Genomic DNA, 22,764 nt, shown 5'->3' with positions numbered 1-22,764 from the left:
ATAAAAAGCAAATAACCGTTTGTCGGTAAGATGTGGATTGCGACCAACAGCAGTTGAACAAAAAATAACTCAGATATACCTTTGTATGTGCAAACCGACTACTCAAGGAATGTGTGTCAGTGTTGTCCTCATCAAATAAAAACACAATCACTGGCACTGAGTGGTAAAACCAAAAAAATAATACTCTCGGGAGAGTAACAAGATGAAAAAATTTACTAAACTTGCTTTGGTATCATCAATCGCGTTAACGACAAATGCAATGGCAATGCAGGCAATGGACGATACTGCATTAAGCGCAACTACTGGTCAAGATGGTTTAAGCATCGGGATTGGTATTTCTAAAATCGAAATCGAAAAACTTTTAATCCATGATAATGATGGTTTGGCTGCAAAAGGTGCTGCTGGAGACTTAGGTTTCGGTGGTACTTCAAAGGCAGGTGCTATCGTAATTAAGGGCAATGGCGAAGGAAAAACAGCGAATCACGGTGTGGTTATTGAAGCCAATATGTCTGATGTGACAAATCCAACAAAATATTTATTGGCTTCTCATAATTTAGCAGATTTAGTCATTGATACAGATGCTGGTGAGACTGCTAATGGTGGTGCATTTATTAATGTAGCTGCTCAAGTAGCTGGGCTTGAAATTAATATTGGTGAAATTGGTGTCTCTGCATCGAATGCTAAGCCAGTAGCTGGTGCTACGAGCATTCGTCGTGGTAATGATGATAACAACTATAATGCAATTTTATCTGGCTTAACGTTAAAAACAGGTAAAATGGATGCCAATATTCAATTGGGTGCAGCGCCACAAGGTGCAATGATTAAATTAAATACCAAAATGGTGGGTGGTTTAGAAATCGCAAACTTAGGTATTTTGGACAACTCAACTAAGCAAGGTACTGGTGATGGTACTAAAGGTAATCGTGCAGCAGGTCAAATCTTTATTGAAAGCATTAAGTTTGCAGATGCTAATTCTACGGACTTAACCTTAAAGCAAGATATTAGTGTGATAGGTAAGGAAGGTGCAAACAATGGCTATATTCAAATCATTAGCCATGGTGGTGCAAAAGATAATTATGTACAAGGTATCCGTTTAGGCAGTAAGACTGCTGCTTCTATTGGTGATATGGAAGTTCAAGGCTTACAAACTTATTACGGTGGTAATACATTGCAACCTGCTGGTTATACACAAGGTGCAAAAATCACCATTTCTGGTCACTAATTTAAAAACTGAAAAAGCGCGTGAATTCACGCGCTTTTTTTTACAAATAAACTGATGAGTTCGCAAAAAAATAAAGAAAGCTCTTTTTTTTTTCTATAAAACGAGTATCTTTCTAAATACAAGGAAGTAGAGTGAAAACTCTAAAATAAAAATATTAGGCAGGTATTGCCGAGAACTAAAAAGTAAAAATATATGTTAGAGATCGCTTTGGGCTCGGCATTGATCTATTACGCTGCCACACAAGCCTTTGATTTAAAGGAACAGCATCCTGAAACTGTGCGTTACACAGAAACTTTGGATTCTAGAAATAATTCCTTTACCCGTATGCACAGAGAGCCTGTGCAAATTAAACCTGCTTTAGAAGATCAATTTCGCGGAATTGTGCGCCAAGCCTATGACTACAGTTGTGGTTCTGCAGCTTTAACAACCTTGCTGAATGGTTATGTAGGAACACAATTAAACGAGCAACAAACCATGAGTGGCTTGCTGCGTTATGGAGAATACGACCGAATTATTGAACGTCGTAGTTTTTCGCTATTGGATATGAAGCGCTTTGTCGCAGCTTTGGGCATGGAAAGTGGTGGATATCGCGGGGAGTTTTCGGATTTAGTTAAACAAGGACAGCCTGCAATTGTGCCGATTTCCTATGCAGGTTTTAAACATTTTGTGGTGTATAAGGCATATAAAAATGGACGTGTCTATGTGGCAGACCCTGCATTAGGCAATATCAGTTTCGATGAAGAACGCTTTAAAGAAGTTTGGGAGAATAACACCTTATTTCTAATTAATGTCGCACCGCAAAATCGTCAAACTATGTTGGCATTACAAGAAAAAGACTTGCGTCATGTGGAAGACGCAACAGTGAATCGTTATGCCTTTGTTGATATTCAATATCCACAATTTGCGATGGAAAAAATAGCCGATAAAGCATCGACAATACGTCTGGAACGTAATGTAAATAAAGATTCTGATAATTATGGACAGTACGAGCATCGTTTTTTAAGACTCTACTATAAAAACAAGTAATTAGTTGTTCACGAAATACAAAAATAAAAATGGAAGGGGTAAATCATGGATCGTAAATGGATGAATAAAACCTTATTGGCACTCAGTATTCAAATGGTATTTGGGGTGGCTTATGCCGCAGAGGAGCCGCAATTAGGGGAATATGAAACCACAACTGAACAGGCAGAAGTATCAGATACAGCAGCATCAACTGCAGATACAAGTGCTGAAACAAATAGTGCGGTTGTCGCTGCAAATGGTGCACAAGCAGCATCATCTGCTTTGCAACAGCAAGAGGGCGATGCAACCAAAGAGGCGAATTTAGAAGAAGTATTTACCTCGAATGAGCGGCAATACTCGCTCATGAAAAAAGGTGATATTTCATCTTATTATGATATTGATTATACCTATCATCGTGATACGCAGCTCGACCTTGAAATGGCTCAAGGTCAGTTGTATCAGCTTCGTGTGCAAGAAAATGCGTCCCACGCATTAACTAACACCTTCACCGCACAATATGGTTTGCGTGACAATTTAACTTTATCTGCTTCTGTACCATTGGTTGCAAAGTCAGACTTGTTAAAAGATGCCACGGCAGCAGGCTTGGGGGATATTTCTTTAGGTGCACGTTGGGAGCCATTCCCATTAAAAGCGGGGCGTTTACCTTTAATTTTATTCGCAAATTTATCGACCAAAACGGGGGATAGTCCTTACGAGATTAATCCTGTTAAAGATTTATCAACAGGTAAGGGTTACTACTCTGCAGGCATCGGTGCAAGTACGCGTAAATATATTGACCCTGTTGTATTGTTTGCTTCTGCTTCAGCCAACTATGGTTTTAAAGAAAGCGGTCTCAATCAAATTCGCGGTAGACGTATAATTGAAGAATTTGAGCCAGGGATTAGTGGTGGTTTTGCTTTTGGTTTTGCATATTCGTTTAACTACGATGTGTCGATGACCATGTCTTATCAGCAGAGCTTCAATACTGGTTCTGAGTTTTTTTATGAAGGAGGTGAAAGCTATTCGCCTGCAGACCAAACCAGTGCGACTTTAGCTATTTCATTAGGCGTGCGCGTTTCGCCTGAAACCATTGTGAATGGTACGGTAGGAATCGGTCTGACCGAAGACGCGCCAGACGTATCACTTGGTTTGTCATTCCCACTGGATATTCTCGGTTTCGGTAAAAAAATTCGCTAAGAGGCTAGTCGCATGAAAATGATACGACTTCGCCCGTTAGTGACTGCAATTATACTGTCGGGCTGTTCAGGGGCTGCTTTTGCGCAGCTTGGACAAAACTTATCTGTCGATATTCGTTCTTTGACTATGGGGAATGCGGTCACTGCAGATCCTCCTGGTATTAGTGCGATTCACTTTAACCCTGCTGCACTGACCAAAATTGAAGGTTTGCAAACAGATGTGCAAGGGGTATTGGCACATTTTGATGTACAGCGTGAGCTTTCTGTTCCAGCAGGTTATGACGTATTTGGTTATTCTGATGACCCTGTGGTGTGTAACGATGGGCCAGAAATTTTGGCCGATTTTTGTACCGATTTTAAAGGTACAGTACAAGCCGATGTAGAATATCCAACGCTGTATGTCCCGATTCTGAAAAAATTTGTCGATTTGGGTAAAGGCATGCCACTGGCAGCGCCAACCAACGGTATTGCCTATAATCCACCAGGTTCCAAAGTGACCTTTGCCACCGCATTATATGCGCCGTTGATTGCGGGCTTTGGTGCCGAAAATGGTAACCCTGGTAACTTTATGGGACAACAGGTTGCCTTAGAGCGTATTACTTATCTTTCTCCATCTATCGCCTATCAAGTCAATGATGAATTGTCAGTCGGTGCGTCAATAGGGATGTCTTACCAAGCCATCGCCATGAATACCGATTTACGCTTCCCGAATGAACTGATCGGGATGTTACGTATGGTGGATGAAGTGGTCTGTACGCCATTTAAAGAAAACGCCAATATCATCACCGATATTTTGTTGCTCGGGATTTGTAATGCCGAAGAAGGCATGAATCCATTTTCGCGTTTTGGGCAAATGCAATTGGCGGTTGAGCAAAGTTTAAGCCCGAGTTATAACTTGGGTATTTTGTGGGAACCGACAGAAGATTTTAGCTTTGGTATGGTGTATCAGAGTGCAGCTAAAATGCGCTTGAAGGGCAAATATCATATTGATAACTCGAAAGCACCGCGTGAGTTAATTAATGGTTTGATGTCTTCACCAACAGGGCAGATTTTAGCGGCAATTTTAGGTTTCCCAAGTTATATTCCAGCCAGTGAGTCTGGTTTGGTTTCTATGGATTTTGAATATCCTGCGCACTTTCAAGCGGGGATAAAATATAAAGTCATGCCTGATTTACAAGTCAATTTTGATGTGGGCTGGACTGACTATAAAGCATGGGATAAATTCAAATTCGAGTTTGACCGTCAAATCTCGGCATTAAAAATTGCAAAATTGCTTTCGGAGCATGTGTCTGATGACAGTTTAGCTTTGCCATTAGAGTTTAAGTCACCGTGGAACTGGGGTGTTGGCATCGAATATTCAGCCACAGACCGTTTAAAACTGCGTGCGGGTTATGAACCACGTGGTAGTGCGATTCCTGACAATAAGCGTAACACCATGGTACCAATTAATAATGCACGTTTATTCGGTCTGGGTGTGGGATATCGTTTTGATGCAGATACAGACCTTGATTTATCCATCGGCTTTTTACAAAGTAAGGATAAAATTCCAGCCAATACCAGTAGCTTAGCCAATAAGGAAGGTGTGAATAACCTGCTGTTAAACCCTTATGCGGGTTTGAATGTGAAAACGGATACAAAAATTACAATTCTTGGATTGAGTTATAGAACACGATGGTAAGTTCAGTACGGAAAATAAAACGGACTTTATTTTCAAAGTCGATACTCACACTGATTTTCAGTATGGGATCGGTGTGTTACGCGAATCAGTTTTACACCATTATTGGACCAGATGGTCGTCCAATTGTGGTGCAGCGTAATGCTGCAGAAAAAAAGCAAACGATACAGGCGTTGGAAACCGCACAACAGCAAAAGCAAGTCCAACAAAAGCAACTACAAGAAAACCAACAACAAGACCAGTTTAAGCAAGACAAGGTGCATCAAGTACAGCAGATAACTGCTCAAACATCCGTTCAGGTATCTAAAAATATTTCTGTTCAGGCGAGCAAGCAACTGAATTTGTCTAAGCCGAATATCTCAGAACAATCCGCTATGTCACAAAATCAGGCTAGTCAAAGCAAAGAGAACTCATCATTGCGTGCATCACACACTGAGCCAAATGCAGTGCAGCAAGATATTTCCAGTGCGGAATCTGTTCATCAAACAGGATTGGCAAAAGAAGCAGCGATCAACAAAATCGCGGTCAAACAATCTGTGCTAGAGGGTTTACAACAGCTTCCTCAGCAATTTGCGATTGATCCATCCACAGTGTCTGTTTCTAAAAAAACACCAGATCAAGCATCGCATGCATCTGCCCAACAAACGGGTTTTATGGAGATGGCGGGAGAACAGTATGTTAAAAGTGAGTATTTGGAAGATCAGGAGTTTAATTTAGAAGGAAAAAAACGCTTTTATAGTATGCCAGAAGGCATAATTGACACAAAAAATGGCGGTGGTGCTCGTATGCAAGTGGTCGAACGTGAACGTGGTGTAAGCCGTTCCGTTCTCAATAAATTATTTAAAAAGCAATCGGTTGCTGAGCCTCACGCTATTGTTTTGGCTGCAGACTATTATCGTGTTAATCAAGCTGAAGCAATTGAGGGTTTGGGGCAGCAATGTTTTGCTGAAAGCAAAAAAAATAAAGCTAAAACCTTAAAAGCACAACAAGATTTAAATTTGTGGCCTAGAGCTCCCTTAACCGAAAAATTTGATTATGAATTGGTGAAGTTAGAAGGCAATATTCAAAATATTCAAATCAACTCTTATGCCATGAAGCAAAATCAACCGACCTTTTATTGGCCGTTTGTGGTTTTTCTGGATCAAAAAGGCTGTGTGATTGAAGGTGCAGGTGGTTTTAGAAATCAGGATACTGCAGGCAATGTCTTACGACACGAGGTAATAGAAGGTATGCTGCAACTTCCAGAAAATAGCCACTATGTATTATTAACGCCATTGGCTTCTGCAGTGGATATGGAACATCGCGCGCTCAGTAACCAAGGGCAATTAAAACTTATTGCGATACGCTAACAACAATAAGAGAATTCAGGATGAAAACAAGACATATTTTACCTTTTGCAACGACAGCATTGATGGCGGCATTGAGTGGCTGTGGTGGAGAAAGTGCCAATATTAATCCAGAGCCGAATGCTGTGCCGTATATCAATGGAAGTTGTGCCAGTACAGCAAAAAACTGTGTGGAATTTGCATTGGATTATCCTGTGAATGGTTTGAATTTTACCTGTAGCAGTGATACCAGTAAAACCTACATCACTATGATTGAGCCGAAAAGTAATGCGGCAACAGGTAAATGTAGTGAAGGAGATAAAGTCCACTTCTTTATTCAGGAAAAGACCAATCAATATATAGACTTAGGAACAGTGTCATTGTCTGATATTGGAATGGTCAGTACTGCAGGTGCGGGTTATCCACGTTTAAGTGTGCTTGATATGGCACGTGGATTAACAGGACGCCAAGCAACGAGTTTGAGTAGTAGCGACGAAACAATACAGGTCGCGACTGCAATTGTACGTTTGCTACAAGCACTTTCTGTTGAGGGTGGAGGAACGATTGCTGGTGATATTCAGCCTTTAACAATTACGCCCCTTAAAAAAGAACAATTGGCAAGTATTGCTGAGTCCGTTGACGTTGGGGATTATCGTTCAGGGGCTTATGCCAGTATTTTACGCCCATGGGTAGATGTGTCACAGGTGTCTCAAGATGATGCTTATCAAGCATTAAACACCTTGGTTTATATGAATAACTCGGCATCTTATCAAGCCAACTATCCAATTTTAGCCAAAGAAGATTCACAATTGCCACAAGGTTTATATGGCTGTAATTTGGCATACTGTAAATCTACGGTCGCAGATTTGAAACACCTCATTGGGCAGTATCAACTGATCACAGACCGTTCTGGATATACCTTCGGTTATGGTATGCAATGGAAAGGTACAGTGTCTGCAAACACCACCAACCCAATTTTAACGGTGAGTGGTGAATTGATTCGTAAAGTTCGTCCTGAGCGAATGGTGGCATCAGCACAAACCACATGGGTTAACCCATTGAATAAACGTATTCAGGGGCCATTCCATTTTAGTGTGAATGAAAATGCGTCTGATGATTTTAAAATAATCCAAGGTAAGGTATTTAATGATTATTTAATTGCGGGTACGGAAGGTTTTTATAAATTATTGACAAAATCTACAACAGCAAATCCTGCAGATTATGGTCAATGGCAACAAACCATAGGCACCGATCAGTTCAAAGGATCTTTTGATGCCTATAAATTCTTTTCTGTGAACTTTTTGGATAATCGTGTTTTTAAAACTCAGAAAAATGTACCTTTAGGCAGTCGCTATATTTTCCCAATTTATGCAACCTTGACCTTTAATTTTGATGGCGGAACGACTACAGATAGCATCAAATTAGGTGTTGTTTTAGATGAGGATGGCAATATTCGTACAGATATAGCACCAAATGCCACAGAAACCGATATGTCTGGTCAGTGTGCAGCAATTCGTCAGTCTGGTGCTGAATATGTTGATACAAATGGTGTGCAGCAATACCGTATAGGTGTGTTAGGTGCAACCGATATCGACAATAAAGCAGTTACTTTGCGTATGATTTTGGCCAATCCAATATTTCATAAACTTGATGGCGCAGTCATTGGTTTGAATACCAAAATTGAAGCGGTTGAAGGTGGAAATGGTCAAGTGGTGGGCGGTGCACGTGCCAATATTGGCAATTTAGTTGCAGCCAACTCTACACGTATTACATTGTCTGATTTCAATGGCTCAACAGTGAAGTGGAGCAATATTTATCATGCGCAACTTGCAACTTACGTGGCTCAAAACCCAGCTTTAGCAACCGATACAGATAAAGCTTTGGTGAAAGCCCAAGGTGGAGCTGTAAGTCTAGATGTTGCCGAATGTTATAACCCAGATAAAGTGCGTATTTAGCATTAATTTCCTATGATATAGAGATGAAAATAGCTCACTACTCAGTGGGCTATTTATTATTCAGATTTTAGCTTGATTCAAATGAACATCATGTGGGGTTTTTAACCCGTATGATCGGTACGTGAACCTAAGGTTTCTAAGTGGGTCGTGAAATGGTTGTTTTTTCGATCTGCAAAGTAGTGTTGTAAAGTACGTTCTACACTTGGGAAAGCCAATTCAGACCACGGAATTTCATCTTCACTAAACAAGCGTGATTCGATGGTTTCTTCACCTGCACCAAATTGACCATTCAACAATTGAGCTTTGAACAGCACATAAATTTGCCCAATCCGTGGAATGTTATACATGCAATAAAGTTGTTCGATTTCAATTTCCGCTTCGGCTTCTTCGCGGGTTTCACGGGCAGAACCTTGCTCCATGGTTTCAAACATTTCCATATAGCCTGCAGGTAAAGTCCACAAACCATAGCGCGGTTCAATTGCACGACGACACAATAATACTTTATTTTCCCAAACGACCAATGCCCCACAAATGACTTTTGGATTGACGTAGTGAATGCTGCCACATGCGCTACACACTTGACGCAATTGCTGATCGCCAAGCGGAATTTTCGTTATTGTTTTTTGCCCACAATTTCCACAAAAGTTCATAGTGATCGTCATTGTTAAAGGGAGCCCTCAGAATAACTGAAAATTTCAACTTTGGCATCCTCTCTATCAATTGCATGTCTATTTCAGCTATGATGAAAACTTAGACAAGGAGAATAATAAGGCATGATTGATCATTCGCTCACGCATCTATTACAGCAACGTTTGCGCTTTTCTAAAACGTTCATGGAAGCGCATGCAGCGGTATTGATTGCCATTACCGACGAGTCTGATCCAAAGGTATTGCTAACCCGCCGTTCTACCTTACTCAATAATCACGCGGGTGAGGTGTCTTTCCCTGGTGGCAAACGCGATCCGCAAGATACCAGTAATATTGTGGTGGCGTTACGTGAAGCACAGGAAGAAACCGCATTAAATCCATTTGAAGTGCAGTTGATTGGTGATTTACCAATGCAAAAAGCCCGTAATGGGATGTTGGTTAAACCTGTGGTGGGGCTGATTCCCCCAAAAGTAGAACTAATTCCACAACCTTCAGAAATTGATCGGATCTTTTTTGCCTCTTTACAGCATTTAATGGAAGCGCCACCAACGCCGTATGAAGTGAGCTTTGCACAACAAAAATTATATTTTCCGAGTATGCAGGTTGAAGATGAAGTGGTTTGGGGCTTAACAGCGCGGATGTTGGTGTCTTTATTTGAATATGGTTTGGATTATCGTAAAGAATGGCCGTTTTTGTTAAATTCACCAACATTTAAGAAATAGAAAAATTTTGATGTGAAGATAGGAAGGAACCATGTTGTATAAATTTAAAGGATATGCCCCGAAAGCAATGCAGCAACCGTGGGATGGTTGGGTGGCGGATAATGCCACGGTCATTGGTCAGGTTGAGTTGGGGCAAAAAGTCAGCATTTGGTTTGGGGCTGTGGTACGTGCCGATAACAGTAAAATCAAATTGGGTAATTTTAGCAATGTTCAGGAAAATGCTGTTTTGCACACCGATGCAGGCATTGAAATGCAGATTGGTGATTATGTGACTATTGGACATCAGGCGATGTTACATGGTTGTACCGTGGGCGATAACACCCTGATTGGTATTAATGCAGTGGTGCTGAATCATGCGGTGATTGGTAAAAACTGTATTATTGGTGCCAATGCTTTAATTCCTGAAGGGAAAGTGATTCCCGATAATTCTGTGGTGATGGGTTCTCCCGGTAAAGTGGTTAAGACTTTGGATGAGTCTGCAGAAGCACGTTTAAAAATGAGTGCGCTGCACTATGCTGAACATTTTCAGCATTTTGTAAACCTAGAGCCTGCAACACTCTAAAATAGAATTTGCATCGTTTAGTCAAACGCATTTTTTAGCTGTAATTACATAGAATTTTATACTCAGGAATTGCAATCTAAGGCATGTAAATCCTCGCGTGAATTTCAGGAGTGGAGTATCATAACGCCAATTTTTGATATTTACTCCTTGAAGGTTGTGCATGAAATTGCTGGCATTGGAAACTGCCAATGAGCAGTGTTCCGTTTCGATTGTAGATGAAACACAGGAACTCTTTTTTCAATTAGATGCGCGAGCAAAAGCACAAACGCAAACCATCTTACCGATGATTGAGCAAGGCTTTGCTGAAACTCAAATTAGTACGGCTGATCTGACTGCAATTGCCTTTAGCCGTGGCCCGGGTTCTTTTAGCGGTGTGCGAATTAATGCGGCAGTCACGCAAGCTTTGGCGTGGGCGCATGATGTGCCTGTAATTCCTGTATCGACTTTGCAGGCATTGGCGCAGGCGGCTTATCGTCTTGAAGGATTAACTGCGGTTACGGCTGTGTTGGATGCACGCATGAATGAAGTGTATATCGCCAGTTTTGAGCTAGATGCACAAGGAATCATGCAGGCGGTTGATCAGGAACAATTATTGAATTATAGCGATGCTGCACAGACGGTACGCTTTCAATTGGTCGGTTCTGGTGCAGGTCTAATTGATCAAGAACAAATACAATACAAAGGCTTAAGTGCAACCGCACAAGATATTGCTACTATTGCACGCGTCTGTGCACAGCAACAGCAATGGGTCAGCGCAGAACAAGCATTGCCTGTCTATTTACGTGACAATGCTTGGAAAAAAATTCCAGAACAAGGCAAGGCATAATTAGGGTTATTTATGGATCTTTTACTGCTGCTCAAAGCGGCAATTATGGGTATTGTAGAAGGGATTACCGAATTTCTACCCATTTCTAGCACAGGACATTTGATTCTCGCTGCAGAGCTGATGGACTTTTGGACCAAAGAAAAAAGTGATGTATTTGTGATTGCCATTCAAATGGGGGCAATTGCAGCGGTCATTTATGAGTACTGGACACGTCTATGGGGCGCAGCTACGGGCATGTTTACAGGCGAAGAAAAAGGTCGTCGCTTGGGCTTTGGTCTGATCATGGCATCTATTCCAATTATTTTGATTGGATTGACCTTTGGGCAGACTGTAAAAGAATTACTCTTTAATGATGTTGCCGTGGCGATTGGTTTGATTATTGGCGGCTTTATCATTATGTGGATTGAAAAACATCCACCACAAGTACGTGCCCATGAGGTTGAAGACCTAACTTACCGAGATGCTATTTGGATTGGTCTAATTCAGGTATTGTCGCTGATTCCGGGGACTTCGCGTTCAGGTGCAACCATTATTGGTGCGATGTTCTTAGGTGTGTCGCGTAAAGCAGCAACCGAGTTTTCCTTCTTTTTGGGGATTCCTGTCATTATTGGCGCAGGATTACTCGACTTGTACCAAAGCTATGATGTATTCCAAACCACCGAAGATTGGACCGTACTCAGCTTCGGGATCATCGTCTCTTTTGTTTCCGCACTTTTGCTGATCCGTGCATTGGTGGCTTATGTGGCGAAACGTGATTTTATGATTTTTGCTTGGTATCGTATTGCTTCAGGTTTAATCATTTTATTGTTCGCATTCACAGGCTGGAAACTATGGTAAGCGAACTTCGCTTATACACCGAAGCCGAGTGGCTCACTCAAGCACAGCATTATTCTGCTGTGCTTTTGTCTAGAGGCGTGCAAACGCGCATTGAAACAATAGAAAAACTCAATGCGCGTTTTTTGCGTTTGAACCCTGAATTGGCATTGTGTGTCGATGCTGAAGGGCTGTGGTTATGTGCCCATGGCATGAAAATGCAACCCGAATGGAAAGCTGAAATTGGGCGGTTAAAGCGTGCCTCTTTAAAATCGGAAATGATTGCCCGTGCCTGTAATTTGTCGGAAAAACCAAGCCTGATTGATGCTACGGCAGGATTAGGACACGACAGCTTGCTCATGGCACATTTGGGTGCTCAGGTCACGTTGTTGGAACGTCATCCGATTCTTTTTACTTTGTTGGAAGATGCTAAACGTCAAGCCGCAGATGATCCTTTTTTAGCAAGTGTTGTTGCTCGTATCCAATTGGTTTTTACAGATTCAGCAAATTATTTACGCAACTGTGCGGCACAGGGCAAAGTTGTTGATGTGGTGTATTTAGATCCGATGTTTCCGCAGCGAGATCAACATCAACAGGCGCAGAAAAAGCAGGCTCAAGTCAAAAAACAAATGCAGTTATTACATTTGCTGTTACCTGAAGATGGCGAAATGGATTTAGGTGATCATTTACTGGGTTTGGCACAGCAAATTGCCAAACGTGTTGTGGTGAAGCGTCCACGTTTGGCGGTGTTTTTGGCGGGGCAGGAAACTACACATCAATGGCAGGGTGATGCTTGCCGATTTGATGCTTATTTCCAAGCAATTTGAACAACGGGTAGATTTCTACCACTAAAGCAGTGGCAAGGCGTTCAATGCTTCTATAATGCGCAAAGATTTGTTATATAGTTAAAATTGACAATTGATAATTACGACGACAAGCATAAACTTGGAGTTTGGAAACGCGAGCTGCGATTAACAGAATCCTATGATTGACTTCAAACCCTCCATTAATTTTTGGCACGATTTTAAAAGCAACCAAGCCGCAGGCGTTTGGTTATTTTTGGGTTCGCGACGCTCTTTGCAAATTATTCGTCCTTCTATCTTACAACTGATTTTTTGGGGGATTTTAGGTGGTCTTGCCAATACCTTATTCAGTTGGTTGGTCGCGGGAGAAGTGGGCGAATTTAACCCACAGGGTTTGGTCAGTTATGCCTTATGGCCTTTTATTGCTTTAATTGTCGGAATCATTCTTTCTCAGCGTGTCAATAACCCGCGTTTATTGTTAGTACCTGCTTTGTTGTGGTTGGTATTAGATACTCACGTTGCTTTATTGCAAAGCTTGATTCAATACATGGGCATGATGGATGTCTTGCCGTATGTGTTATATGACTATTTACCTACCATTTTTATGGTGCTGTTTGTTTGGCAAAGTTTGGCAGTAGTGTGGGTGTTTTCACGTGAGCTGCATTGGCCGTGGTGGGAACGTGCGCTGATTGTTTTAGCGACCTTATTCACTTTGGTGGTTTGGCAAATGTCAGTGATAAGTCAGCCCATTTGGAAGGTAGAAGAAGTTCCACCAAGTCTAAGCGAAGAAGCTTTTTATGCACAAAGTCGTGTACTCAATAAAGCTTTAGACAGTATTCAATATGGGGAATTTGCTCAATCGCATTGGTACTTTTTAGGGGTTGCAGGGGCGAGTTATCAAGACGTATTTATGTCTGAAATAGAACGGATTCGTGAACAGTTTGATACTCGTTTTGGTACTTTTGGGCGTTCGATGGTGTTAATTAATAACCCAATGACCCGCAATGTAATTCCAATTGCTTCACAAACTAGTATTGAATTAGCGCTGCGCCGTATTGGACAACGCATGAACCGTGAAAGTGATGTGCTGTTTTTATATATGACCTCACACGGTTTAAAAGATCATTTTGAAATTGAAAATGCACCACTTGACTTAAATCAGGTCGATCCGAAATGGTTACGCGATACTTTGGATAAATCGGGTATTCGTTGGCGTGTGATCGTCATTTCAGCCTGTTATTCAGGTGGCTTTGTATCCGCCTTGCAAGATGATAATACCTTGGTGATTACTGCATCGGCAGCAGATCGTGAGTCGTTTGGTTGTTCAAACGAAGCTGATTATACTTATTTTGGTCGTGCCTTTTTTGATCAGGCTATGCGTGAACAAAACTCTTTTGCTAATGCTTTTAATGAAGCCAAAGTGACTGTGGCGAAATGGGAGCAAGCGCAAGGTTTTGAACCTTCAGAGCCACAATGGGCAATTGGTAAAAATATGGAATTGTTGTTGCCACAATTAGAGCAGCGTTTGTTTCCACAAAAAAATGTTGCAACATCGGCTGAAATTCAATTGAGTGCACAATCTGTTCAATAAGCCAAAGAGGAGAGGGTGATGGAGTTAATTCAGAACAACCGCTGTTTTGAGGGTGAGCAACGGATTTATCGTTTTCATTCAAATGCTTTACAGACTGAAACTCAGTTTGGCATTTTTTTACCAGAACAAGCTTTGGCGGGGCAGGCGTGTCCTGCGGTATTTTATTTGGCAGGTTTAACGTGTAACGAAGAAACCTTTGCGATTAAAGCACATGCGCAGCACATGGCAGCACAATTGGGACTAATTTTGATTAGTCCAGATACTTCACCACGTGGTGAAGCTGTTGCGAAAGGCGACCATTGGGATATTGGACAGGGTGCAGGTTTCTATATCAATGCGACACAATCACCGTGGGCGACACATTATCAAATGGAAACGTTTGTCTCCGATGAGCTTTATCAATTGGTACTGCAACAGTTCCCAATTCAGGCACAGCACCTTGGCATCATGGGGCACAGTATGGGCGGTCATGGTGCATTGACCCTCGCGTTTAAATATCCTGACAAATTTAAGTCCGTATCTGCTTTTGCTCCGATTTGTGCGCCAAGCCAATGCCCGTGGGGTGAAAAAGCGTTTTCGAATTATTTAGGTACAGATCAGCAAGTATGGTTACAGCACGATGCGACTGCTTTGGTGCAGGCCAAAGGTGCATTGTTCAGTGAAATTTTGATTGATCAGGGATTGAAAGATCAATTCTACAGTCAGCTCAATCCTGCATTATTTCAGCAAGCTTGCGATGCGGTTGGGCAAAAATTGAGTTTGCGGGAACATGCAGGCTATGATCATGGCTATTATTTCATTCAAAGCTTTATAGATCAGCATTTGCAATTCCATGCGGTACAATTGCAAGCGGACTAAGCCAAGTACTCAATTTTACGCATTGATTTTTAAACTTTTCTAGGCAAGTTGTTCACTTTTTATTAGAATGTTGAAGACTTGCTTTTTTACCATTTGGAAACATTGCTCATTTGGGTTTGAGTGTCTGGGTAAAATAACGACCGCACAATAAAATAAATAAGGCATCACATGCACAATTCAGAATGGGATTCACCACAACAAGCAACGCCATCTTCCCCGTTTTTTCCAGTGGAACCGACAACGCCACCCGCACGGAATCCATTACTTGGACGGATTCATCATTTTCAGTTTCATGGTAGCGCCTCAGAGTATTTTGGTATTTGGATTGTCAATATTTTGTTGATGATCGTGACCTTTGGGCTGTATGCACCGTGGGCAAAAGTACGTCGTTTGCGCTACTTTTATGGCAATACCGAATTAATCAAACGTCGTTTTGATTTCACGGGCATCCCACATAAAATTTTATTGGGACGTTTAATTGCTATTGGAATTTATGTTGCGATCTCGGTGATTTCCAATTATTCAGTCAAAGCAATGGTCATTGGCGTGGTGGCTTTATATTTGGCTGTGCCGTGGTTGATTCGAGCAACCATTCGTTTTAAGGCGCGAAATAGTAAATTTGGCAATGCCCGTTTTTATTTTTCAGGCAGTAACAAAGAAGCCTATTGGGTATTTCTAAAATGTATCGTAATTAATTTGTTTACTTTGGGCTTATTTTTTCCTGTGTTGGTGTGGATGTATAAGCGTTATTGCCTAGACCATTTATATGCAGGACAGCTTAAATTTAAACTAAAAGCAGACTGGCCAGCATATATGCGCGCAATGTATATGCCTATTTTTTTGTTCTTTGGCATTTTGCTTGCTGTCGGGATAATGTTGGCTTTGGCAGGACAGTTGAGTCGTAATCCTGCGCAGTTGGTTTGGTTATTTTTAGCGGTTTATCTGTTGGGGATATTTTTAATTTGGCCACTAATGTCGGCGCGAATTTTTATCACCACATGGAACAATACCAGTATCAGTCGTAGTGAATTTCAGACCGATTGTGGGCAGTGGCACTATACTTGGATTGTGGTGACCAATTGGATTGTGAAAGTCCTGAGTTTGGGTTTAATGACCCCATGGGCAGCTATTCGTTTATATCGCTATCAGGTTGAGTCTTTAAGTTTACATTTAAAAAATGATCCAGATTTGATGATCAATCAACTGCAAGCTGAACATAGCGCACTTGCAGAAGAACTCAGTGATATTTTTGATATTGATGTATCGCTGTAAGCTAGGAGAAGAAGATGGCAGCACAGATCGTGGATGTGGTGTTTTATGATGGTGTAGTGTCTAAACCATGGGCTGCCAAAATCTCTCCTATAGATGCTCAGTCGGTACTTATTCGTTATGGTGAAAATTTACAGCAACAACGACACTATCATTATCAAGACATGATGTTGGTGGGCGCACTAGGTAAAATTCAACCTGTCATTGAACTTAAAGACGATGCACGTATTGAATTTTCCGAAGCCTTGCCTGAATGGTTTCAACTGCGAAATAAACAGGTGCAGCATTCTATTTGGAAATTGGAACGTACGCCAAGCCTAATTGTATTTAGTCTGGTTTTTGTGTTGTTGATGGTATTTGCCACAGTGCAATGGGGCATCCCAAGTGCATCCAAATACGTTGCTTTTCAGTTACCTGCGAATACCTTAAAGCAAATTGGTGATGAAGCAGAGCGTTATATCTTAGACATGACAGCGCCAAGCCAACTGCCCGCAGCGCGTCAGCAGAAAATTCTAACAGATTATCGACAGCTTATTGCAGGAGATACACCTGCCAAAGTGCTGTTTCGACAAGGTGATCGCTTAGGCGCGAATGCTCTGGCAATTCCGAATAACACCATTATTTTGACCGATGAATTGGTGGAATTGGCGGAGAATGATCAGGAAATCATTGGCGTGTTGGCACATGAACAAGGGCATTTGGTAGAACGACACAGCTTGCAACAGGCTTTATCGAGCTTAGGGTTTAGTATTATTTTGCTCGCGATTACAGGAGATGGTACAGATTTAGTTTCGACCTTGCCTGTGGCGCTCGTGGGGGCAAATTATTCACGTAATTTTGAATCTGAAGCAGATTATTATGCTTTAAATACGATGCATGCTCAGGGCATTCCAACCATTCATTTTGCCCATTTTCTGGAGCGTTTGGCAGAAGATGCAGGTGAAGACACCGCCAAAAGCCCTTTGGATTTTTTACAAAGCCATCCTGCAACACAAAAACGTATTCAAGCGGTTAAGGATTTTGAACAAACGCAGCGTTTAGCGCCTTAACATGAAACAGTTAGTGGCGTTGCCAAACCGCGCTCAATTCTGTTTGTGCCATACGACTTAAATGATCAAGCACAACTTGTTCGAGGTAACTTAAATCTGTTTCAGTATTTTTTACCTGAATTTCAACTACAAGCTCATGTGTTTGGGGTATAAGTAGAATTGTGGCACTTGGCATCATAATTTGGTATTGGGTTGCGCTTTCTGCAACGTCAAATTTATGTTTCCAGTGGTTGAGTAGACGCTTGGCAATACGGCTTGCTTGCGTTGTTTGAATATGGGCAGAACTGTTTATCATCTGTTGAAACCAGCATGTTGTTCAAATGAGTAATGGTGTTCACCATAACAAAGCCAGACTGAAAGAACAGTGGAGTGCTGCAACAGAGCGTTGCGGAGATAGAATTATCAAATTGGCTGATCGACCTGAATCATCGAACTGAATGATCCAATCGTAACAGAATCCACCACACCAAGCAGTCTTTGCTATAATGCGCCACAATCCCAATATTTAGCTAGGTTCTCCCATGTCCAAGCCTTATTTAATTGCGCCGTCTATCTTATCTGCAGATTTTGCTCGTCTAGGCGAAGAAGTGGAAAATGTACTTCAGGCGGGTGCCGATGTGGTGCATTTTGATGTGATGGATAATCACTATGTACCGAATTTAACCTTCGGTGCAGGTGTATGTAAGGCATTGAAAAACTATGGCATTACTGCACCAATTGATGTGCATTTAATGGTGAAACCTGTAGACCGCATGATTGGTGATTTTCTAGAAGCGGGCGCAGACATTATCACGTTCCATCCTGAAGCTTCAGAGCATATTGACCGTTCATTGCAACTGATTAAATCGGGTGGGGCAAAAGCGGGTTTGGTCTTTAACCCTGCTACACCGCTGCATTATTTAGATTATGTACTTGATAAAGTTGATCAGATTTTACTCATGAGTGTGAACCCTGGTTTTGGTGGGCAAAAATTCATTCCAATGACTTTAGAGAAATTACGTCAGGCACGTCAAATCATTGATGCTTCAGGTCGTGATATCCGTTTAGAAGTCGATGGTGGTGTGGGACCTGCCAATATTCGTGAAATTGCAGAAGCGGGCGCAGATATGTTTGTTGCAGGCTCAGCAATTTTTGGCAAGCCAGACTATAAAACGGTGATTGATGAAATGCGTGCTGAATTGGCAAAAGTTGGCGCAGTCGAAGTATAAATTTCTACAATCACAAGTGCTTATGCTGTGGATAACTTTGTAGATAACCGTATGGATATCTATGTTGATAACACTATGGATAAGCCGATTAATTTATAAACATTTGTACATCAATTGTTTATGACTTATACAAAATAAGTATAAAAAGGATTCAGTCGAATCCTTTTTGTTTATTTTAAATACACTGAATTTATTGAGTATTTACTCAGTTAATTATAAAAATAAGTTGCTTAATATATAACTTGATTGTTTTAGTTGGCTTTTAAATCGCACGGATTCACTCTGTTTTTCAATGCAGAAGATATTGTGTATAAGTGGGGCTTGAATTATATTGAGTGCATTGTAGATTGTGGATTGTACTTGGCAAAAATGTTCAATTCTTGTGCAAGTTCAGGTCTGCATCTTTCATACTCAGGAATTTATTTAGTGCTGACTCAACCCTACAAACAAATGTGGTTTGTTGTCCTGATGGCATTTGTCATAGGGTGGAGTGGTATTGTTAGTGCTGCGGTAAAACCTGCACATGATTGGATGATGTCAAATCAGGCAGCAGGGTCTGAGATTCGACATTCTGCAACCGCAGCGAGTGAAATGACATCTTTGCCAGATTGTCATACCGCAGCTTTACAAACGCATCCTGAAACCAAGCAGCATATATCTGGGTATGATGCCAAGGCCAACCATCATCTCAGTCAGCACACATCCGCAACGGATACCGATTTAAATGCGGCAGATTGTTATGGCTCGGCTGATTTTTCTACTGCAAAGATGAATTGTCAGGACTGTGCGCAGTTGCATTGTCAAAGCTTAAACAGTGTGTTGAATGTGCAAGTCCCTGAACTGATTCAACCTGTAGCACTTTCATCTGTCAATATTCTGTTGCCTGCTTATCAAGCTCAACATTTACTTGGGCATTGGCAGCAAATTTTACGTCCACCCAAAGCTTAATCCTGAATTCAAAACACTTTTACGTTTTATTTTAAGGATTAAGTCATGTCTAAATTTTATCAGCCTGCGCTGTTTTTAACAGTCTGTGCATTGTGTTCGAGTTCTGCATTTGCTGCGGTCAAGGAATATCACCTGACCATTGCAGAACAAACGGTCAATATCACGGGAAAACCTGTTCAACGTATTACAGTCAATGGACAATTTCCCGCGCCTGCACTCGAATTTGAAGAAGGCGATGAGGCGGTAATTCACGTTAATAATCAATTAAAAAATCAGGACTCATCTATTCACTGGCATGGTTTATTGTTGCCCGGTTTGATGGATGGTGTGCCTGGATTTAATGGTTTTCAAGGGATTAAGCCACAAGGACATTTTGTTTATCAATTTAAAGTACGTCAAAGTGGTACCTATTGGTATCACGCACATTCCAAAGGTCAGGAACAAGATGGTCTATACGGCTCTTTGGTGATTCATCCTAAAGCCAAGCCAGCCGTAAACGCACATGAATACACAGATCGTGATTATGTGGTGATGCTGTCAGATTTTCATGAAAAATCTAGCAATCAAATTCAGAAAGATTTAAAAATTTCAGCCGAGTTTTATCAAAATCAGCGTGAAACCTTAGGTGATGTTTGGCGTCAAGTACAGCGTGATGGGCTAAAAGCCACATGGTCAGACCGCAAAATGTGGAATCAGATGCGCATGCTGAAAACCGACCTTTCCGATGTCACAGGCTATACTTTTTTAATGAATGGCAAGACACCTGAACAGAACTGGACAGGTGTATTTAAGCCAAATGAAAAAGTGCGTTTACGTTTTATCAATGCCTCTGCCATGTCGTTTTATGATGTGCGGATTCCAAACTTAAAAATGACAGTGGTCAGTGCCGATGGTCAGCCAGTCAAACCTGTTACTGTGGATGAATTTCGTATCGGCACTGCAGAAACCTACGATGTGATTGTTGAACCTCAAGCAGCGCATTATCAAATTGAAGCGGAATCAATAGACCGCTCAGGTTTTGCTGTGGGTAGCTTGCAGAGTGAACTTCATTCTGCAACATCAAATCTACAGCTCCCTGCAGCGCGCCCGCGTGCTTTACTCACCATGCAAGATATGGGGCATGCTACAGAGCATTCAGGCGATGATCATTCCAAGATGAACCATGCAACGATGTCTGAAATGGATCACTCAAAAATGAATCATGCAGCGATGTCTGAAATGGATCATTCCAAAATGAACCATGCAGCGATGTCGGATATGGATCATTCCAAGATGAACCATGCAGCGATGTCGGAAATGGATCATTCCAAGATGAACCATGCAGCAATGTCGGAGATGGATCATTCCAAGATGAATCATGCAGCGATGTCGGAAATGGATCATTCCAAGATGAACCATGTAGCGATGTCAGAAATGGATCATTCCAAGATGAATCATGCGGTAATGTCGGAAATGGATCATTCCAAGATGAACCATGCAACAATGTCTGAAAATACGCATACACAACATGGCATGCCTTCAACAGAACACAAAAATGCGGTGGTATATGGATGGGCAAATGCTTCTACACCCGCGGGGCATAAAGCCTTGCACTATGAAGATTTGAAATCGCTGCAGCCACAAGCAGATACACGTGAACCAAGCAGTGAATTGGTCGTGCGTTTAGGCGGTACGATGGAGCGTTATATCTGGACAATCAACGGTAAGAAATTTAGTGATGCCACACCACTCAAGGTGAAATATGGTGAGCGTATTCGGATTAAATTTATCAATGACAGCATGATGGCACATCCAATGCATTTACATGGCATGTTTATGCAGTTGGAAAATGGTCAAACGGCAGCAGAAATGCCGAATAAACACACCTTAATTGTGCCGCCAGGTCAAACTGTAACTGCACTGCTTACTGCAGATGAATTAGGTGAATGGGCAATACATTGTCATTTGCTCTATCACATGAGCGCGGGAATGATGAATAAATTGATTGTAGCGCAGGTGAGTGAAAATGAACCGCTTTCAACCACAGCAATTCAAGCCACTCAAACCCCTTCAGCGACAGCGCAAAAAGGAGCAGCACATGCACAACATTAATCTTTTTGCGAAAACAGTTTTAAGTATTTCTGTCTGCTGCATCAGTACAGTTGGGCTAGCAGCGACAGAGGTGCATAGTGCACATGCCAGTTCAGCAGAGATTGCAACAATTGCAGCTCAGGCTGATACTCAATCGCATCAATCGCATCAATCGCATCAATCGCATCAATCGCATCAATCGCATCAATCGCATCAATCGCATCAATCGCATCAATCGCATCAATCGCATCAATCGCATCAATCGCATCAATCCGATTCGTCCGTGCAAGAGTCGCAGTCACACGATCATCGTAAAGAACATGGTGCGCAGGTGTACGCGGTGAGCACTTTAGATACGCAATGGCAAGTGAATGATCATGCCGAGGGAGTGCTCAAATCTAAATTACAAACTCGTATCGGAACTGATGAAAACAAGTTGTTTGTGAAAATTCATAGCGATAAGCAAGAGTCACAAGCGACTGAATATGATGCCAAGTTGTTATACAGTCGTATGATTTCAGATTTTTGGGATGTGCAAGCAGGTGTGCGTTATCGACACGAAGTGAATCAGCAAGAGCATCAAACAGACCGAGAAGATAAGTTTGACGCTGTGTTTGGCTTACATGGTTTAGCTCCATATTTTTTTGAAACCGATGCTTATTTTTATTTGGGTGAGGATCAATATGCGGCTTTGAGTTTGGAAACCACACGGGATCTGTTATTGACTCAGAAATTGATCGCACAGCCTTATTTAGATGTAGATGTTATTCTGCAGGATGATGCCAAATATGCGAAAAAAACAGGACTCAACCGCGCAGCTGTGGGTGTGGAAATGCGTTATGAAATCAGCAAGAACATCATGCCGTATATCAGTGCAGGTTATGAGTATACGAAAGGTGATCAACACACTGCTTGGCAGTCTGCAACCGATTCCGAGCAGAGCGGCTTATATGCGATAGGCTTGCGTTTCAGGTTTTAATGATTAGGGGTATTTATCAATGATTAAGTCAATGGATCGT

At 41.6% G+C, this 22,764-nt stretch carries 21 protein-coding genes; 19 read left to right on the top strand and 2 right to left on the bottom strand.

What is annotated here, in order from left to right:
- Nucleotides 1-202: 202 nt before the first annotated feature.
- From FTU39_RS11530 to FTU39_RS11505, 6 genes are all read left to right on the top strand, one after another.
- The gene (locus FTU39_RS11530; protein WP_180052204.1) at nucleotides 203-1,222 is read left to right on the top strand and encodes a DUF6160 family protein; all 1,020 of its coding nucleotides are present in this window, start codon (nucleotides 203-205) and stop codon (nucleotides 1,220-1,222) included.
- A gap of 192 nt (nucleotides 1,223-1,414) precedes the next feature.
- The gene (locus FTU39_RS11525) at nucleotides 1,415-2,248 is read left to right on the top strand and encodes a C39 family peptidase (RefSeq protein ID WP_104852437.1); all 834 of its coding nucleotides are present in this window, start codon (nucleotides 1,415-1,417) and stop codon (nucleotides 2,246-2,248) included.
- 45 nt (nucleotides 2,249-2,293) lie between these two features.
- Complete coding sequence (locus FTU39_RS11520; protein WP_179996580.1) at nucleotides 2,294-3,424, top strand: hypothetical protein; 1,131 nt, start codon at nucleotides 2,294-2,296, stop codon at nucleotides 3,422-3,424.
- Between the two features lie 12 nt (nucleotides 3,425-3,436).
- Nucleotides 3,437-5,101: an OmpP1/FadL family transporter gene (locus tag FTU39_RS11515; protein WP_070154334.1), complete on the top strand. Its 1,665-nt coding sequence runs from the start codon at nucleotides 3,437-3,439 to the stop codon at nucleotides 5,099-5,101.
- Nucleotides 5,095-6,447, top strand: coding sequence for a putative pilus assembly protein FilE (filE, locus tag FTU39_RS11510; protein ID WP_180052203.1), 1,353 nt, complete (start codon nucleotides 5,095-5,097; stop codon nucleotides 6,445-6,447). Before FTU39_RS11515 ends, filE begins: the two co-directional genes overlap by 7 nt.
- 20 nt (nucleotides 6,448-6,467) lie before the next feature.
- Nucleotides 6,468-8,378 carry a flagellar protein FilF gene (locus FTU39_RS11505; RefSeq protein WP_180052202.1) on the top strand — a complete coding sequence of 637 codons (1,911 nt, stop codon included), beginning with the start codon at nucleotides 6,468-6,470 and terminating at the stop codon, nucleotides 8,376-8,378.
- Between the two features lie 101 nt (nucleotides 8,379-8,479).
- On the opposite strand, the gene FTU39_RS11500 is transcribed toward FTU39_RS11505, so the two are convergent.
- Nucleotides 8,480-9,028 (bottom strand): NUDIX hydrolase, encoded by a 549-nt coding sequence (locus FTU39_RS11500; RefSeq protein WP_178318289.1) that lies wholly within the window; start codon nucleotides 9,026-9,028, stop codon nucleotides 8,480-8,482.
- Between the two features lie 123 nt (nucleotides 9,029-9,151).
- On the opposite strand from FTU39_RS11500, the gene FTU39_RS11495 reads away from it, so the two are divergent.
- The 9 genes from FTU39_RS11495 to FTU39_RS11455 all read left to right on the top strand — a co-directional run bounded on the left by FTU39_RS11495 (nucleotide 9,152) and on the right by FTU39_RS11455 (nucleotide 17,519).
- Nucleotides 9,152-9,748: a CoA pyrophosphatase gene (locus FTU39_RS11495; protein ID WP_004975226.1), complete on the top strand. Its 597-nt coding sequence runs from the start codon at nucleotides 9,152-9,154 to the stop codon at nucleotides 9,746-9,748.
- A gap of 31 nt (nucleotides 9,749-9,779) precedes the next feature.
- Complete coding sequence (locus FTU39_RS11490; RefSeq protein WP_104852433.1) at nucleotides 9,780-10,310, top strand: gamma carbonic anhydrase family protein; 531 nt, start codon at nucleotides 9,780-9,782, stop codon at nucleotides 10,308-10,310.
- A 160-nt stretch (nucleotides 10,311-10,470) separates the two neighbouring features.
- Nucleotides 10,471-11,136 (top strand): tRNA (adenosine(37)-N6)-threonylcarbamoyltransferase complex dimerization subunit type 1 TsaB, encoded by a 666-nt coding sequence (gene tsaB / locus FTU39_RS11485; protein WP_096902124.1) that lies wholly within the window; start codon nucleotides 10,471-10,473, stop codon nucleotides 11,134-11,136.
- Between the two features lie 12 nt (nucleotides 11,137-11,148).
- A complete protein-coding gene (locus FTU39_RS11480) occupies nucleotides 11,149-11,973 on the top strand; it encodes an undecaprenyl-diphosphate phosphatase (protein WP_104852431.1) in 825 nt (274 codons plus the stop codon).
- A complete protein-coding gene (locus FTU39_RS11475) occupies nucleotides 11,967-12,776 on the top strand; it encodes a class I SAM-dependent methyltransferase (protein WP_179990324.1) in 810 nt (269 codons plus the stop codon). The genes FTU39_RS11480 and FTU39_RS11475 overlap by 7 nt, the downstream gene beginning before the upstream one ends.
- A 157-nt stretch (nucleotides 12,777-12,933) precedes the next feature.
- Nucleotides 12,934-14,343, top strand: coding sequence for a C13 family peptidase (locus FTU39_RS11470; protein WP_180052201.1), 1,410 nt, complete (start codon nucleotides 12,934-12,936; stop codon nucleotides 14,341-14,343).
- Nucleotides 14,344-14,361: 18 nt separating this feature from the next.
- Complete coding sequence (gene fghA, locus FTU39_RS11465; protein WP_179990320.1) at nucleotides 14,362-15,201, top strand: S-formylglutathione hydrolase; 840 nt, start codon at nucleotides 14,362-14,364, stop codon at nucleotides 15,199-15,201.
- A 168-nt stretch (nucleotides 15,202-15,369) separates the two neighbouring features.
- Nucleotides 15,370-16,473 (top strand): YjgN family protein, encoded by a 1,104-nt coding sequence (locus FTU39_RS11460; protein ID WP_179990318.1) that lies wholly within the window; start codon nucleotides 15,370-15,372, stop codon nucleotides 16,471-16,473.
- Nucleotides 16,474-16,487: 14 nt separating this feature from the next.
- Nucleotides 16,488-17,519, top strand: coding sequence for a M48 family metallopeptidase (locus tag FTU39_RS11455; protein ID WP_179990899.1), 1,032 nt, complete (start codon nucleotides 16,488-16,490; stop codon nucleotides 17,517-17,519).
- A gap of 10 nt (nucleotides 17,520-17,529) precedes the next feature.
- On the opposite strand, the gene FTU39_RS11450 is transcribed toward FTU39_RS11455, so the two are convergent.
- Entirely contained in the window at nucleotides 17,530-17,811 is a 282-nt protein-coding gene (locus FTU39_RS11450) for a DUF2218 domain-containing protein (protein ID WP_180052208.1), read from the bottom strand.
- Between the two features lie 229 nt (nucleotides 17,812-18,040).
- On the opposite strand from FTU39_RS11450, the gene rpe reads away from it, so the two are divergent.
- The 4 genes from rpe to FTU39_RS11430 all read left to right on the top strand — a co-directional run bounded on the left by rpe (nucleotide 18,041) and on the right by FTU39_RS11430 (nucleotide 22,724).
- Entirely contained in the window at nucleotides 18,041-18,727 is a 687-nt protein-coding gene (gene rpe, locus FTU39_RS11445; RefSeq protein WP_004975246.1) for a ribulose-phosphate 3-epimerase, read from the top strand.
- Between the two features lie 426 nt (nucleotides 18,728-19,153).
- On the top strand, nucleotides 19,154-19,675 hold the full coding sequence (locus tag FTU39_RS11440) for a hypothetical protein (protein ID WP_373686613.1): 522 nt from the start codon (nucleotides 19,154-19,156) through the stop codon (nucleotides 19,673-19,675).
- A gap of 45 nt (nucleotides 19,676-19,720) precedes the next feature.
- Nucleotides 19,721-21,766 (top strand): multicopper oxidase domain-containing protein, encoded by a 2,046-nt coding sequence (locus FTU39_RS11435; RefSeq protein ID WP_004975248.1) that lies wholly within the window; start codon nucleotides 19,721-19,723, stop codon nucleotides 21,764-21,766.
- On the top strand, nucleotides 21,753-22,724 hold the full coding sequence (locus tag FTU39_RS11430; protein WP_179996576.1) for a copper resistance protein B: 972 nt from the start codon (nucleotides 21,753-21,755) through the stop codon (nucleotides 22,722-22,724). The genes FTU39_RS11435 and FTU39_RS11430 overlap by 14 nt, the downstream gene beginning before the upstream one ends.
- The last annotated feature ends 40 nt before the right edge of the window (nucleotides 22,725-22,764 follow it).

Source organism: Acinetobacter sp. YH12099 (assembly GCF_013419195.1).
Classification (GTDB): domain Bacteria; phylum Pseudomonadota; class Gammaproteobacteria; order Pseudomonadales; family Moraxellaceae; genus Acinetobacter; species Acinetobacter towneri.
This window is presented reverse-complemented; position numbering and strand designations above follow the sequence as displayed.